The sequence below is a fragment of the Paenibacillus sp. WLX2291 genome (assembly GCF_046603665.1).
GTDB lineage: Bacteria > Bacillota > Bacilli > Paenibacillales > Paenibacillaceae > Saccharibacillus.
In genome coordinates, this window is sequence record NZ_CP176755.1 from 2,809,677 (window position 1) to 2,825,530 (window position 15,854).

Annotated in this window: 11 protein-coding genes; 1 reads left to right on the forward strand and 10 read right to left on the reverse strand. The window is 47.3% G+C overall.

All coding sequences use genetic code 11. The features are described from left to right. Positions 1–32: 32 nt before the first annotated feature. The 4 genes from ACDE64_RS12010 to ACDE64_RS12025 all read right to left on the reverse strand — a co-directional run bounded on the left by ACDE64_RS12010 (position 33) and on the right by ACDE64_RS12025 (position 5,316). Positions 33–284, reverse strand: a complete 252-nt coding sequence (locus ACDE64_RS12010; RefSeq protein WP_411346908.1) for a YolD-like family protein — start codon at positions 282–284, stop codon at positions 33–35. A gap of 327 nt (positions 285–611) precedes the next feature. Further along, positions 612–1,040: a universal stress protein gene (locus ACDE64_RS12015; protein WP_411342442.1), complete on the reverse strand. Its 429-nt coding sequence runs from the start codon at positions 1,038–1,040 to the stop codon at positions 612–614. Between the two features lie 325 nt (positions 1,041–1,365). Then, entirely contained in the window at positions 1,366–3,324 is a 1,959-nt protein-coding gene (locus ACDE64_RS12020; protein WP_411346909.1) for a glycoside hydrolase family 127 protein, read from the reverse strand. 351 nt (positions 3,325–3,675) lie between these two features. Further along, positions 3,676–5,316, reverse strand: a complete 1,641-nt coding sequence (locus ACDE64_RS12025; RefSeq protein ID WP_411346910.1) for a formate--tetrahydrofolate ligase — start codon at positions 5,314–5,316, stop codon at positions 3,676–3,678. A gap of 366 nt (positions 5,317–5,682) precedes the next feature. Between ACDE64_RS12025 and ACDE64_RS12030 the strand changes: the two genes are divergently transcribed. Further along, positions 5,683–7,338, forward strand: a complete 1,656-nt coding sequence (locus tag ACDE64_RS12030) for a putative bifunctional diguanylate cyclase/phosphodiesterase (protein WP_411346911.1) — start codon at positions 5,683–5,685, stop codon at positions 7,336–7,338. A 241-nt stretch (positions 7,339–7,579) separates the two neighbouring features. Here the strand turns inward: ACDE64_RS12030 and ACDE64_RS12035 are convergent, their stop codons facing one another. The 6 genes from ACDE64_RS12035 to ACDE64_RS12060 all read right to left on the reverse strand — a co-directional run bounded on the left by ACDE64_RS12035 (position 7,580) and on the right by ACDE64_RS12060 (position 15,612). Further along, positions 7,580–8,578, reverse strand: coding sequence for a GH12 family glycosyl hydrolase domain-containing protein (locus ACDE64_RS12035; protein ID WP_411346912.1), 999 nt, complete (start codon positions 8,576–8,578; stop codon positions 7,580–7,582). Positions 8,579–9,113: 535 nt separating this feature from the next. After that, complete coding sequence (locus ACDE64_RS12040; RefSeq protein ID WP_411346913.1) at positions 9,114–10,031, reverse strand: ABC transporter permease; 918 nt, start codon at positions 10,029–10,031, stop codon at positions 9,114–9,116. An 86-nt stretch (positions 10,032–10,117) separates the two neighbouring features. Then, positions 10,118–11,044, reverse strand: a complete 927-nt coding sequence (locus ACDE64_RS12045) for an ABC transporter permease (RefSeq protein WP_411342448.1) — start codon at positions 11,042–11,044, stop codon at positions 10,118–10,120. Positions 11,045–11,046: 2 nt separating this feature from the next. Next, positions 11,047–12,642, reverse strand: coding sequence for an ABC transporter substrate-binding protein (locus ACDE64_RS12050; protein ID WP_411350281.1), 1,596 nt, complete (start codon positions 12,640–12,642; stop codon positions 11,047–11,049). A gap of 289 nt (positions 12,643–12,931) precedes the next feature. Beyond that, positions 12,932–14,362: an LLM class flavin-dependent oxidoreductase gene (locus ACDE64_RS12055; protein ID WP_411346914.1), complete on the reverse strand. Its 1,431-nt coding sequence runs from the start codon at positions 14,360–14,362 to the stop codon at positions 12,932–12,934. A gap of 2 nt (positions 14,363–14,364) precedes the next feature. Further along, positions 14,365–15,612 carry a M20 metallopeptidase family protein gene (locus tag ACDE64_RS12060; protein ID WP_411346915.1) on the reverse strand — a complete coding sequence of 416 codons (1,248 nt, stop codon included), beginning with the start codon at positions 15,610–15,612 and terminating at the stop codon, positions 14,365–14,367. Positions 15,613–15,854: the final 242 nt, after the last annotated feature.

Below are 15,854 nucleotides of genomic sequence, written 5' to 3' on the forward strand. Positions count from 1 at the left end.
ATTTGTCAAAGCTTTTTTCCCGGTGTTGCATCTCAATCACGCGGATAGTTGATATCCATAATGTCCATAAACGGCACTTTGTACAAACCTTCTACCGTTTGCATATGCACTCTGCCTGTACGAGAATCCATTTTCACAATTTCACCACGTACTGTCTCTTCCCAGCCCCAGACGGTCAGAACAATAATCGACTTCTCGCGAAACGCTTCGGTCAATTGATTGCCTAGCTCTTCCAGAACAAATTCATCGCGTGTTGGACGCTTGGCCACTTTTGCTTTAGCCAAAGTAAAACCCTCCCTAAATATATGCTGACCTCTATTTTATCGTGAAAAAGCAAACGTTACAATAGTTTACAACAAAAAATAAGAACATAAGTTCCTGATTTGTGACGGCGTTTGGAATAGGTACTGCCATCGTAAATGGATAGACCGAATTCGTAATTGTATAAACTACATCGCATAGCAAAACAGCCGCCTCTACCGAGACGACTGTATGAATATTTGCATGGATATTATATTAGGTTGAATTGCTGTATTCACGACGCATGTGGATCATATAGTGCTACCAATCACCACAACGATGATCATATTGTTTTCATAACGATGTTCATATTATTTTACAATCATGACAGGTGCTTGTGCGCGCTGAGTGACATAGCGGCTGACACTGCCTTTCATCAGTTCATTCATTGTGTTGAGTCCGCGACTACCCATAATGATCAGATCCGGTTTCGCTTGTAACGCGTATTCTACAATTCCTCTGGCTGCACTACCATAAATGATGACCGTTCTCGCATCCGGAATACGGGTAATCATTTCACGCAGATTTTGCCTTACATGGTCTTCCTTATGGTCAAAATAAGCTTCCAGCTCGCTTGACGTCATAATGAGCGGCTGACGAATTTCCTCTACGGTTGCCGAATCGACATACAGAATTTCCAGTTCCGCCTGCATACTTTCCGCCAGCGTAGCTGCACGCTCCAATGCACGCTGGGAATGCAACGAACCATCATACGGGACAAGCACATGCGAGATTGCCATCGTTATTTCCTCCTTTTGATATAGGGTTGGATTCACAAACGACATGCACAGCAATGAGACTTGTAACACAGAAAGCCTGCATATCATCAGGCAGAGAAATCGCCAGTGTAGACTTACCGTTCTTACTTCTAAAATATACCAATTTTAGCATAATTGCAAGCGTTTTCAGCACGGTGAGCAAAAAAAACAGGAAGCTATTTCTACATAACATTTGTAGAAACAGCTTCCTGTTTGAAGAATATATTTATCAGTACAATCGCTATTCGGTGAGGATTGATCTGGTAGTATTCATTTTACCAAGCGATTGTCTCCGATAGTTCAATATTTAAGAACGACGCAGCCAGACTGCCATCTCACCTTCCCCGCGATTGCCCCACATAAAGTACGGCACAGCAGTAAAGGATTGTCCGGTTCTGGTGGATTCACCTGTCCGATATAGATCATCATTCCAGTCTTGCTCCTGCTCGCGCAATGCACTGCCTTCGATCACGACACAGCCGCCAAGCAGTTCGTCGTCATAACGTGCTTGCATCGGCTTGTCCGTTTCAACAAGAAGTGAAGACAGTTGATCGCCGTTATCAGCTTGCTCCAGACAGTAAACGAGCGGTCCACGCTGCAATGCTACTTTGCCCACATTGGCACGCAGCTTCGGATTGGCATAGATTGTTTGTACATCCATCTCCAGTTTCCATTCTACTACATCATCCGCCGACCATTCGCGAGCAATATATACATACCCATCGCGCAGCTGATCGGCATAGGCTACATTCTGCCCATTGATCTGCAATGATGCACGACTGCACCAGCCCGGTAGACGCAATGCCAACGTAAAGCTGCGCTTGCTCTCTACGTCAAAGGTAAATCGGCTTGCGCCATCCCACGGATATCCGGTTTGCTGCACAATCTTCACCGTGCCATCTGATAGTGGCAATGTCGCTTCCCCGCCTACATACAGATGCGTATAGATTGTATCATCGCTGCTGCTATATACGTAGCTACCTAGCGATGTGATCAGACGCGCAACGTTCGGCGGGCAGCAGGAACAACCAAACCATTTTTGCCGTACAGGCTTGACGTGATGTTTGCCCGGATTGTGATGACACGCCTGCGGCCACACCTCCAACGGATTTACATAAAAGTAATGCTTGCCGTCCTGCGACATTCCGGCGGTTACTGTATTGTACAATGCGCGTTCCAGCACATCCCCATATTCGCCCTTCGGCTCGATTTGCAGCATCCGATGCGCGAAGAAAACCATTCCTACTGCCGCACACGTTTCTGAATACACGGTATCGTTTGGCAGATCATAATCAAATGTGAATGCTTCCCCGTGATGAGTAGAGCCAATTCCGCCCGTAATGTACATCTGACGCGTAACGATATTGTTCCACAGCGTCTTGCAAGCATCATACAGCGTTGTATCTCCATTCAATCCAGCCAGATCTGCCATCGCGCTATACATATAGACAGCACGCACGGCATGACCGACTGCTACCTTCTGCTCCCTTACAGGTAGATGCGCCTGATTGTATGCTGTGTCCATATGATCGATTTTACCGACAAAGAAATTGACTTTCCCGCGCTTCTCCCACTCATCATGCAGGAAATTCGGCTCCTGTCCACGCTCGTCAATAAAAAACTGACTCAACTTCAAATACCGCTCTTCTCCTGTTAAGCGATACAGCTTCACCAGTGCCAATTCGATCTCCTGATGACCATCATATCCACGCAGCTTGCCCGGTTCTGGTCCAAACACAGAATCAATATAATCAACAAATTTACAAACGACATCCAGCAATTGACGCTTACCAGTCGCTTCATAGTAAGATACCGCTGCCTCAATCATATGCCCTGCCGTATACAGCTCATGACAATCTGCGAGGTTACTCCACCGCTTATCCGGTTCCTTGATTGTAAAATACGTATTCAAATATCCGTCTTCGCCCTGTGCCTCCGATACAAGCTGAATCACATCGTCTGTCATCTGTTCCAGCTCAGGATCAGGGTGAGTCATTAAGGAGTACCCGACCGCTTCGATCCACTTCGCGACATCTGTATCCTGGAAGACGAATCCGTGAAATTCTCCTTCTGCACGACCAGCAGCAATCTCAAAGTTCTTGATCGCATGACTTGGTTCTGCATCGGGAATACGGTCATGCAGCGCATCGTATTGATACGGAATGACGACCTCGCGCACCAGTCGATTATAATCCGACCAGAACTTGTCTTGAATATGCACATGTTTCGGACTTACCGTTTGCAGCAGTTCCTTCGCTTTTTCCATTATGATTCTCCTCTACTATTGGATAGTTTCCAAAGACCTTTGGGCGATGTCAGGATAACGCTTACAATCATTCTCGAAACGATCCATCGTTTATAAATACCATTCCATATAACGATGTGAAATGACTATTTTGTCGCTTTCCATTGGGCGGAGCAAATGACCTGTATGTACGTCCTCCTCGCCTCTATAATTTACATTATTCTTAATTAATATCATATTCATTAACGATAAACAAGGGTATGGATGATGAAATATCCACGCCCTTGTTTATCTTTTTCTTCTATTGTAGGATTCGTTCACCATATGTGGGATTTGTGTACCTTGAGAATGAAATTGCTGCTTGTTTGCCTTCTAAAATAATCCGTCGATGACTCCATCATCTGACAATGACATACGTTCGGCAGCTGGTATTTTGGGCAGACCTGGCATCGTCATCGTATTGCCTGTTTCTACTACGACAAATCCTGCTCCAGCAGATAACGATACACGCGATACATGAATCGTAAAGTTCTCCGGTGCGCCCAATCGTGACGGCTGATCAGTAAACGAATACGGCGTCTTCGCCATGCACACAGGCAAATGACCAAATCCTTGCTTCTCCAATTCGTTCAGCATCTTTTGCGCGCTTGGCGTATAGATTACATCTTTGCCACCGTATAGATCACTTACAATCGTATAGATTTTGTCCTGTAACGATAATTTGTCATCATACAAAGGAGCAAATGCACACTGCTGATTGTCCAAAATTTGCAATAGACGCTCTGCCAGTTTTCTGCCGCCTTGACTGCCTTCTGCCCAAACACGCGACAGTTCACATGCTACTCCCAGACGTTCGCACTCCGACTGAATGATATGCAGCTCCTGCTCGGTATCCCCAGCAAAATGATTAATTGCCACTAGCACGGGCACACCAAATTTGCGCAAATTGTGCAAATGACGACGCAGATTGCTCATGCCACTACGCAAAGCTTGATGTTGCGCATCTTCGCTCGATGCGACTGCGGCTTGCTCCGATTGACCGTTATATTTTAATGCTTTCACTGTGACAACTAAGACCGCAGCGGCTGGTGAGAGGTCAGCTTGACGGCATTTAATATCAAAGAACTTTTCCGCACCTAGCTCGGCTCCGAATCCGGCTTCGGTAATGACGATATCCCCTAACTTGAGTGCTGTCTTCGTACCGATCACACTACTGCATCCATGAGCAATATTCGCAAATGGACCTCCGTGAATAATGACAGGCGTGCCTTCTAATGTCTGTACGAGGTTGGGCTTGATCGCTTCCTTGAGCAGTACAGCCATCGGCTCTACCGCACGCAGATCGGCAGCAGTAACCGGCTCGTTATCATACGTATAGCCGATAATGATGCGACTGAGCCGTTGCTTCAGATCATGCAGGTCTTCGCTCAGGCAGAGAATTGCCATCACTTCCGAAGCGGAAGTGATCACGTAGCCGCTCTCCCTTGTTTCACCATTGCCGCTGCCAAGCCCCGTTACGATACTGCGCAAGCTGCGGTCGTTCATGTCAACAGCGCGTGTCCAAGTGACTTTTTTCGGATGAATACGCAGTGTATTGCCGTGGTACAGATGATTGTCGATCAGTGCCGCCAGTAGATTATGCGCAGAAGAGATAGCATGAATATCCCCGGTAAAATGAAGATTGATCTCGTCCGCCGGTACAATCTGTGCCTTGCCACTGCCGGTTGCTCCGCCCTTCATACCGAAGCAAGGTCCAAGCGATGGTTCACGCAATGCTGCTACGCTATGGGTTCCTAGTGCATTCAGCGCCTGTGATAACCCGATAGTCGTCAACGTCTTGCCTTCGCCTGCCGGAGTTGGGTTGATGGCGGTAACAAGCACCAGCTTGCCGTCAGGGCGGGAGGATAGACGCTGCCGCAGTTCCGGTTCCAGCTTGGCTTTGTATTTGCCATAGAGCTGCACTTCTTGTTCTTCTATGCCTGTTTGCAGTGCAATATTCATAATCGGTTTCATTGTATGTAGTTCCCCCTATCCAGTATGTGCCTGTTCAAAGCTGATTTCTCTGGTATTATCCAGCATCCGTTATCGGTTTGCAACATGATGGGAATGGGTTTGCGCTTTTTGTCACAACTGTGATTTGGGACCTGCCAATTGTTGATGTGCATGATACAATCAGATGAATGAGCAGTGACAAGCATGAGAGCGTTTTATACAAATTTAGGATATGCAAGACTGTATACGATCTCATTTTATTTGTTGGTCCTGTGCAAATTGTGCTAAGAATATATGTACATGTAACCGAACTATACTATATAGTGAGGATAATTTGAAAAATGAGAACAATACTTTGCGAACGCATCGTATAGGGAGTGGAATCGTATGTGCAATGACAAGAATGAAATACCTCCGCTTCTTGCTCTGGCTCTGGATGCAATCGAAGATTTTGTCTACATTATGCATGTGCATGATGAACAATTTTACTACAGCTATGTAAATCGTTCGGCTGCATTATTCAGCGGTGTTGGAAAAGAAGATATGGGCAAGACCTTTTTTGAATGTTACGCAGATCAGCCAGATATGGCTATTTATTTGCAAAACAAATATACAAGGGTGCTCGCTTCCGGAGAAAGCATGCGCTTTGAGGACGGAAACGTGCTTCCGAACGGTAGTTTAAGTGGCGAAAGTATTATCTCGCCTTTACGCGATGAGCAAGGCAACATTACTCACCTGATCTGTATGACCCGTGATTATACGGAACGCAGCAAACATGAGGAAAAATTGAAATTTTACGCATACTACGACGAATTGACGCATCTGTTCAACCGCCGTTTTTTGTATGAATACGCAGTGGAGCATGGCACTTTATTTTTGCTAAATATCGATAATTTCAAAAGTATTAACGATATGATGGGTCATGAGAATGGCGATGCGCTGCTGATTCAATTGGCTGCTCGCATCAAGCAACTGTTCGTCGACGGTGAAATTATTTGCCGATTGGGAGGCGATGAATTTTTGGTTGTCTGCAAAGATTTGTCTCGCATCCCACATGAAACTGCTCAAAAAATGCTGGATGCTTTAAGTACTCCATTTTCGCTCAAAGATCGTGAACTGAAAATTACTGCCAGCATCGGAATTGCTCCTTTTACCCAGCATATGAATGCACAGACAGCGCTACGTCATGCCGATATTGCGCTGCATTATGCCAAAAGTCAGGGGCGCAGTCGTTATCATATTTTCGATACTGCATTGCGGTATGAGCAAATTGTACGGTTCCATCATGAGATGGCACTGAATAATTGCTTGGAAAAAGATGAGCTACAGCTGCTATACCAACCGATCTACAGTATGGATCATCATCGAGTGATCACGATTGAAGCGCTGCTGCGCTGGCACAAGGATCATAAGCAGCTCGTTTCGCCTGCGGAATTTATACCAGTTGCGGAAGATACCGGTCTGATTCTGCCGATTGGAGATTGGGTCATTCGCCAGGTATGTCGCGATCTGCCGATCTTGCAGAGCAAATATGGTGAGGCGATTCGCATTGCGGTTAATATTTCTCGCATTCAGCTGGATGATCCAGACTTTATGTACCGGGTGAACCGAATTCTGGAGGAAGAACAGGTCGCTGCTTGTTGTATTGATCTGGAGATTACTGAGAGTGTTGCGACCAGCAATGCGGTGGAAGAACATTCGTTACTATCTCATCTGCGAGAACAGGGATATACGATATCGTTGGATGACTTTGGCACCGGTTATTCATCGCTCAGTATGCTTACGCGTCTGCCTATCGATAAGATTAAGATTGATCGTTCCTTTGTCACACAGATGAATCCACCTGTACTCAAAGCGCTCATTACGATGGCAGAAGCACTCAATCTGAAGGTGGTAGCAGAGGGTATCGAAGATCAGGAGCAATTGGAGCGACTACTCGAACTGGGTTATCGCGAATTCCAAGGCTACTGGCTGAGCTATCCGATGCCAGTTAATCATTTGCCGGATCTGGATCATCTGTTGCCTGCTTCACCAGCGGAATGATGGTCTAGCCTAGCGATGATCTGTCGTCTCAGCATGAATGTAAAAGAAGCATAGTCACTTTTGCAGGAAATTCAACTAAGAATATTGCCTTATACATGTAAAGCAGCCATTTCTGCATCGAAATGGCTGCTTTTTTATTTATCTTGTTGCTGGTATTGGATTCGCTAATAGTTGTGGTGTGATTAACTTTTATAGGATCACAACATATTCAGCAGCAACGATTACGATTGAGCAAGCAGGCTTATTGTACGCTAATGTTCCATTCATTCACTGTCAATTTTCCGCTACCGCTCAATACATCAGTGCCAAATTTCACACCACTTACATAGTTGCCTGTCATCGTCAACTCACTGCGATCCAGCAAGTTTTTCACAAAATCAGTCAGGTTGAGTGAGATGCTTTCGGTATTGGCTGTACGTACATAGGTGTACGTTACATGATTGTTAGCATTCGCAGATGTAACAGTATGATCGGCATTGGTCGTTGTGCGGTATACATTCCATGTCGAACCACCGATACTTACCGTGCTCAGCCATTGTCCCCATGCACCCGATTCATTTTGCATAGCATCTGTGCTGCCTGCTGTACTAGTAAACACGTTATCCGCTACACTGGTTTCTGTGCGATTGGACATATCACTGGAAGACATAGCACCGCTTGTATCATCATTGCCAGGATTCGCAGACGTGGAAGTGATCACTTTGATCGTCGCTGTTGGTGTCGTATCCATACCTGCCCATTGCGTATTGTGGATATATACTGTGTATCCTGTTGCATAATCACCGGTTACATCAGACGTCGTATAGGCGACAGAAGTATCGATATTTTTCATCTGCGTTCCGCTGTTAGAGGAACGATTACGTGCATTGTCGCGGAATACCTCGACTGGAACATTGCCTGCCCCTTCGTAGCCATTCGTCCAGTTCCAACCGAATGAGATCGCTGGGGACGATTGAATGCCTGTTTTGTCTGCTGGATACATCCAGTTATATCCGAAGGAAGTCGCATTATCATAGAAAATGGATTGATCACTGGACATGATCTCCCCTGCTCCAGTTGCAGACGATGTACTGCCTGTCCAACCCGTATTACTCAAATAACTACTGCTATTCAGCGAAAAACTGCCATTCGCTGTGTTGTTCTGTTCAGCGAATGCCGCACCGGGAAGCAGTAGCGAAGCGGTTAATGTCATCGTTGCAAGTGCACAGATCGGTTTTTTGAAATTGGATTTCTTAGTCATGATTATTCCCTCCATTGATGTATTCAGTATGTTGTTAAGAGAGATCGATATACATTATGGTGCTAGAATAAATCTGTTTTACATAATAGAACATAACGACAAAGCTCCAAACTGATATGCAGAAAGGCACAGTAAAATAACAGGAATATTATCAATGATACGCATGGATACACATGCTGTCTTGTACAATAATGGCAACAACTAAGACCGCCACATTACAGCAATCGTAATCCTGATTCTGAAGCAGGCGGTATGTAGTTCCACATACTCAGGCTTCATCTCCAACTTGATCCTTGTATATCGACGTTCCCAGATATTATTTACCCACCCTTTTGCATCGAATAACCTATTTCGCAAAAATGTTTGAAAAATTTACTAATATTTGTAATCTTTTGTATGTAAAAATACCTAGAAATATAGCAAAACAGACCATTTGCATGGTCTGTTGTCTACTCCATATGATGTAGGTTACATAGCAAGATCGTACGATACGCATATTACGCTGGACATATAATAATCCTTTTCAACTGTGAAATTAGCTGCTAGCACGTGGGTCTAGCCGATCACGTAATTCGTCTCCGATCAGATTCACCGCCAGCACAAAGCTTGTAATTGCCAAGCCCGGAAATGTACAAATCCACCATGCAACTGTCAGATAGCCACGTCCTTGTGACAATAACGCTCCCCAATCCGGAATCTCGCTTACCGTTCCAAGCCCAAGAAAGCTCAGCCCCGCTCCGGTCAGAATCGAGCTGCCCAGACCAATCGTTGCCATAACGACGACTGGAGATATCGCATTGGGCAAAATATGACGACGGACAATATGCCAGTTGGATGCGCCCAATGTACGCGAAGATTCAATATAGCCTCGTGTGAGCAATCCAACAATTTGTCCACGCATGACCCGTGCATAGCCGGGAATGGACGCGACTGCAATTGCCAGTACGATATTAGGCAGACCCGGACCGAGTGCTGCTGCAATCGCAAGCGCCAGCAGGACACCCGGGATCGTCATGAGAATGTCCATAATGCGCATAATGATGATGTCTGTCCAACCACCGACATACCCTGCCAATGCTCCAAGTGCACCACCTGCAAGCACCCCGGCGATCACGGAACTGAAACCAATCAGCAGCGAATCGCGGGTGCCGTAAATAACCAGACTCAGAATATCACGTCCAAAATAATCCGTACCGAGCCAATTCGCTGCTCCGGGCGGCTGCAAAATCCGATCTGCCATCATCGCTGTCGGCGCATACGGCGCAAGCCACTGTGGCACTAGCGCAAACACAACTAACATCGCTACTAGCGCCGCCGCAAAGCCCGCCAGAATGAGACTGATGCGCTGCTGTCTTTTTTGCCGTTTCCAGCCGACACCTTCACCTTGTATGGCTTCCGCCTTGCTGGTGCGATTGCGTCCACTCAGCGCTGCTGTCCACGATAGAACTTTCATTCGCACACCTCCCGTTCTGTAACTGCATATTTCTGATTTTTTGGATCACTAATACTCAACATGTACAATCTTGCTCACTACAACATTTATGTGGAGCGACGAATACGCGGATCAATATACGCATATGACAGATCAACGATCAGATTGATGACTACATACACAATCGCTGTGAAAAAGACGACCCCTTGCACTACCGGAATATCTCGTCCCATAATCGCATCTGCTAGAATACGACCGATCCCCTGTCTGGAAAATACCGTCTCAATGACAACCGTTCCTGCCAGCATCTCGCCCAGCTGCATACCGACGATAGTCACTACCGGAATCAATGCGTTGCGAAGAGCGTGATGGTACATGATCACCCTTTCGCCGATACCTTTGGCACGCAGTGTGGTGATAAACGGTTCGTTGATCACTTCGAGCATGCTGCTGCGTACCATACGAATAATAAAGCCCGCACCAACGATCCCAAGTGCGACCGAAGGTAACACTAACGTCTGCCAGCCATCCGAACCCATTGCCGGAAACCAGCCAAGCTGAATAGAGAAGATCAGGATGAGCAGAATACCTGACCAGAACGTCGGCATTGAAATACCGAACAGTCCGATAATGCGGGCAATAACATCAATCCAGCCATTGCGATGTACTGCCGACAGCACACCGAGCGTAATACCGATCACCGCAGCGATGAGTGTACTGGTCAGTGTTAGCGTCAATGTTGCTGGAAAATGAGCAATGATTTTCGGCAATACCGGCTCGGAGTTGAGCATCGATACGCCGAAGTCACCGCGTACAATACCGCTAACATAATTCCAGAACTGCATGTAAAAGGGCTGATCTAGTCCTAACTGCACGCGCAGATTTTGTACCATTTCCGCCGTGGCATACGACGGATCGATCATCGACAATACCGGATCGCCGGGTAGCAGATAAAAGATGGCAAACACCAGCACCAGCGATCCCAACACGACCAGCAATGAAGAGATAATACGTATTCCTGCCAGACGGAGCATAGTTACCCTCCTGTTCCTGTCAATTTCACATCGTTAAAGTTTGGATAACCAAGATGGTTGAAAGTCAGACCTTGTACACTTTTGGACGCAGCTATCGTATACGGAAAAATGTAAATTGGAATAATGATTGCCTGATCGCTAATCCACTGCTGGATATTACGATAAATTTCTTCACGTTTGGCAGTGTCCTTTTCTACTGCGCCTTCATCCAGCCACTTGTCGAGCTGTGGATTGGATAGACCTGACAACGTCTCACGCGCACCTTTTGCAGGTGTATGGTAGAACGCGGACAATGCGTTAGGATCGGCATTGACTTGACTGTTGCCATACAGATCGTACGCCTGATTTTGGAATATCGTTGTAGCAACATCCTTGGTAATATTCACCTGAACCTCGATGCCAACGGCTTTTAGTTGCTGCTGCACCATTGCGGCAATATCATTGCGCTTTTCACGATTGGGCGAACCGTCTACATAGCGCAGAACAAGTCGTTTGCCGTCCTTGACACGAATGCCGTCCGCGCCTTTGGTCCAGCCCAGTTCATCCAATAGTTGATTGGCATGCTCTACATTGGGCTGGATTTTATTTTCCAGCGACGAGTCGTAGCCGAGAATGCCCGGTGTGAGCGAAGACCATGCTTGCTTGTAGGTGCCTAAGTACAGCGTTTTGACGATAGCTCCTACGTCGATGGCAGATTGTAGCGCCTGACGTGCTTTTAGATCATTCCACGGTGCATTGCGTTGATTGATAAATAGCGTGTATGGCAAGCCCGGTGTATCTGCCTGTAACAGCTGTTGATCCGGGCTATTTTGTAGCGCCAGTACATTTTGTGGTGGCACCGTTTCAGCAGCAAGTACTTGATTGCTCTGCACACTACCAATTCGCGTCGCTTCCTCTGGAATGATCGAGAAGGTAATGCCATCGAGATACGGCGCCTTCGTATTGCTAACCGTCTCTGGTCCCCAAGCGTAATTCTCATTGCGCTTCAGCTTGATGCTAGCGTTATCCTCCCAGCTGACAAATTCAAATGGTCCTGTGCCAACGGGATGCTGACCGAATTGATCGCCGTATTTTTTGGCGGCAGTCGGAGATACGATACCGAGCATCGTCTGACTCAAATTGACTAGAAATGCCTGTGATGGACGCGACAGATTCACTTTCACAGTATACTCGTCGATCACTTCGGACGAATCATACGGCTGTACCAGCGCAAGCGCATTAGCTGCCTTGGTCGCTGGATCGATGACGCGATCGAGATTGAATTTGACGGCTTCCGCATTGAATGGTGTGCCATCTTGGAATGTCACATCCTTGCGCAGCTTGAACGTGTAGCTTTTGGCATCTTTGGATTCTGTCCAGCTCTCAGCTAGCCACGGCTTGATCTTGCCATCATTATCCTGCACAACTAGATTGTCATAAATGTTGTGGAATACGCGCACCGACACCGCCCAGCCGCTACGATGCGGATCCAGCGTATCCGGTGTTGTTGCCAGCGCATATGTCAACGTACCGCCTGTTCCGCCATTGGCAGCTTGCGCTGCTTCACTGCCTGTACCAGCACTGGAAGCGCAACCCGACAGAATCAATACAATTGCCATCAGGCTGATCAGTGTACTACTCCATGTATATCGCGGCGACCACCTTTTGCGGCGTTCACTGCTTGTCTGCTCGGCTACATGTCTCGTTACTGAAGCATTTTTTTGCGACTGTTTGTGTGGAGTGGATATATTCTCTTTCTCTGTCACTATCGTCATCATCATCTCCCCTTCTTTCCTGTTAACTAGATAACATTATGTACACCGACATACAGAGAGATCCATTCAGAATAACGTCTGGATGCCGATGTGTTGCAAGTGTTGCAGCTTCATTCAAGACAACCGTCCGATGTCAGGAGTGGATTTTCGGAGCCTGACGTTCAGCGGTATAGCGATTCTGCGGTGCAGGCAGACCGAGATTGCCACGCAATGTGGAATGCTCATAATCAGTACGATACAGCCCTTTTTCCTGCAACAAGGGAACGACCTGATCAATAAATTCACCCAGCCCATTCGGTGTGCCGCCGCCCACAATAAATCCATCTGCTGCGCCAGCGAGGAACCATTCTTCCAGCTGATCGGCAATATGCTGCGCTGTTCCGATAAAGGTCGGTCGTGGCGTTGCCGCCTGTAACGCTACCTGACGCAGTGTCAGCCCATTCTCCTTGGCATTGCGCTTAATGCTATCGGTAGTACTACGGAAGCTATTGTCGCCAAGATCGCCCAGTTCCGGGAATGGCTCGTCCAGCGGATACTGCCCGAAGTCATGATGTTCAAAATAACGCCCCAGATAATCAATCGCATTATCGATCGTCACCAGCTGGGCAACCTGCCAGTATTTGCGCTCCGCTTCCTCATCCGTTTCCCCAATAATGACGCTAATGCCCGGCAGAATGAGCAGATCATCTGATGTACGTCCATATTGCGGCAATCGACCTTTCAGATCATTGTAAAAGTCCACCGTCTTCTCCAGACTGTCATGACGCGTGAATACCGCATCCGCCTGACTTGCTGCCAGATTCTTACCATCCTCAGAGGAACCTGCTTGAAAAATAACCGGCTGTCCCTGCGGCGAACGACCAATATTGAGCGGTCCTTGAACGGAAAAGTGGTCTCCTTGATGATTCAACGTATGCAGCTTATCGTGGTCAAAAAATTCACCCGTTTCCTTATTACGTACGAATGCGTCCTCTTCCCATGAATCCCATAACCCCTTCGTTACCTGCAAATACTCCTGTGCAATCCGGTAACGTTCTGGATGACTTGGATGCTCATCTCGGCTAAAGTTACGCGCCGAACCTTCCAGCGGTGACGTCACTACATTCCAGCCCCCACGTCCGCCACTAATATGATCCAGACTGGCAAACTGACGGGACACGGTAAACGGTTCACTGTACGATGTGGACAACGTGCCAACCAGACCGATACGCGACGTAACCGAAGCTAGCGCCGACAATAGCGTAATCGGCTCAAACCGGTTCAGGAAGTGCGGAATCGACTTTTCATTGATATACAATCCGTCCGCGATAAACAGGAAATCGAATTTGCCTTGCTCCGCCTTCTGCGCTTGTTGACGGTAATAGTCAAAGTTAATACTCGCATCTACCGTAGCTTCCGGATGCCGCCAAGCAGACATATTGCCGCCTACGCCTTGAATAATAGCGCCTAGATGCAGCTGTTTTCCGCGTGCATGACTGTTATTGGATGCAGAAGCAGCAGCTTGCGCTTGGGCAGCTGAAGCTTGTGAAGAACGGGATTGTGAATCATTAGCGTGATTGCTCATAGTTAGACATCCTCTCGTTTATGGGAAATGGAAGATAACGCATTTCTGGCAAACTGCACATGCAGGCGTGTGCCTAACAGCAGTACGTGTTCATCAATATCAAAACGCGGATGATGCAGCGGATACGCTTCTGTCTGATCCGGTGCCCGACAACCGATAAAGGCAAATGCTCCCGGTCGCTGCTCTGTATACAATGCAAAATCCTCACCCGCCAGCACCGGCTGCTCCAGAATCTGCACGCCATCCGCTCCGAATACTTGCTGCGCCGCTGCTTCCACCTGCCGCACAATATCAGGATCATTGCGCAGCACCGTTCCCGTTCGCTGAACCACTTCCGCGGTTCCACCCTGCTGCGTGGCAATCTGCTTGGCATACCCTTCAATCGCTGCTGTAATGCGCTCTACCGTCTGCGGATCAAAGGTGCGGAAGGTGCCGGTCAATTCACTTTTGCCAGCAATCGCATTTTTCACCGTTCCCGCATGCAACGTACCGAACGACAACACTGCCGATTCTAGCGGATCAATAAGCGTTGCCATGAACAGCTTGATGTCATTAATAAATCGTGCCGCCATAATAATGCTATCTGAAGCCAGATGCGGTGTGCTGTGATGACCCGGCGTTCCGCTAAACGTGATCGTAAAATGACTGGATGCCGCCATTGCTGTACCGGGATGAATACCGATCTGCCCGGTTTCTAGCTGCGGCCACACATGCAGTGCAAACACCTGATCCACATGCTCCAATATACCGTCCTCGATCAGATCGCGACCGCCGCTGATCAAGCGTCCATCTAGCGGCGACGGCTGTGCCCCTTCCTCCGCTGGCTGAAAGGCAAACACAATCGTGCCATGCAACTGCTCTCGCTCTGCTGATAACACTCTTGCCGCGCCAAGCAGCATCGCTGTATGTGCATCATGTCCACAAGCATGCATTACCCCTTCATGTACCGATGCGTATGCCGCCGTATTTTGCTCCGCAATCGGCAACGCGTCTACATCGGCACGCAGTAGAATGACTGGTCCCGGCTGTGCACCGCGCAGGATACCAATCACACCTTTATGAAAATGTCGACCGACCTGCTCATGCAGTTCAATATCCCATTTGCGCAGCAGCCCAGCTATTAGCTTCATCGTCTGATCCACATCAAACAGCAGCTCTGGATAACTATGCAAATGACGACGAATACGCGACAGATCGCTTTCCAATGTGTCATTCAGCAGCCCGGCTGAAGATGATAGATGATCCAGCATATTGTGCTCCTCCTTCCTCTTCTGTGCTTATTCATTTAATTCCTATCGAATAAATATGAATTATGTCATTAAATGTATGCCTTATTTTCGTCAGCGTCAATGTATCTGCTAATAGATAAGATCAATCCGCTTATAGAATATATCAATACAAGTTCTTAGCATTTGTTAAGAATGTTTTAAACAATTCTTGTGAAAATTAGCGCAAAAGCATTAAGAACTATCGGTTGTAATGAATAGAGTGA

Excerpts from the sequence above, each read along its gene's own strand:
- ACDE64_RS12015 (WP_411342442.1), bottom strand. The coding sequence starts at position 1,040 with ATGGCAATCTCGCATGTGCTTGTCCCGTATGATGGTTCGTTGCATTCC.
- ACDE64_RS12020 (WP_411346909.1), bottom strand. The coding sequence starts at position 3,324 with ATGGAAAAAGCGAAGGAACTGCTGCAAACGGTAAGTCCGAAACATGTG.
- ACDE64_RS12025 (WP_411346910.1), bottom strand. The coding sequence starts at position 5,316 with ATGAAACCGATTATGAATATTGCACTGCAAACAGGCATAGAAGAACAA.
- ACDE64_RS12030 (WP_411346911.1), top strand. The coding sequence starts at position 5,683 with ATGTGCAATGACAAGAATGAAATACCTCCGCTTCTTGCTCTGGCTCTG.
- ACDE64_RS12035 (WP_411346912.1), bottom strand. The coding sequence starts at position 8,578 with ATGACTAAGAAATCCAATTTCAAAAAACCGATCTGTGCACTTGCAACG.
- ACDE64_RS12040 (WP_411346913.1), bottom strand. The coding sequence starts at position 10,031 with ATGAAAGTTCTATCGTGGACAGCAGCGCTGAGTGGACGCAATCGCACC.
- ACDE64_RS12045 (WP_411342448.1), bottom strand. The coding sequence starts at position 11,044 with ATGCTCCGTCTGGCAGGAATACGTATTATCTCTTCATTGCTGGTCGTG.
- ACDE64_RS12050 (WP_411350281.1), bottom strand. The coding sequence starts at position 12,642 with ATGGCAATTGTATTGATTCTGTCGGGTTGCGCTTCCAGTGCTGGTACA.
- ACDE64_RS12055 (WP_411346914.1), bottom strand. The coding sequence starts at position 14,362 with ATGAGCAATCACGCTAATGATTCACAATCCCGTTCTTCACAAGCTTCA.
- ACDE64_RS12060 (WP_411346915.1), bottom strand. The coding sequence starts at position 15,612 with ATGCTGGATCATCTATCATCTTCAGCCGGGCTGCTGAATGACACATTG.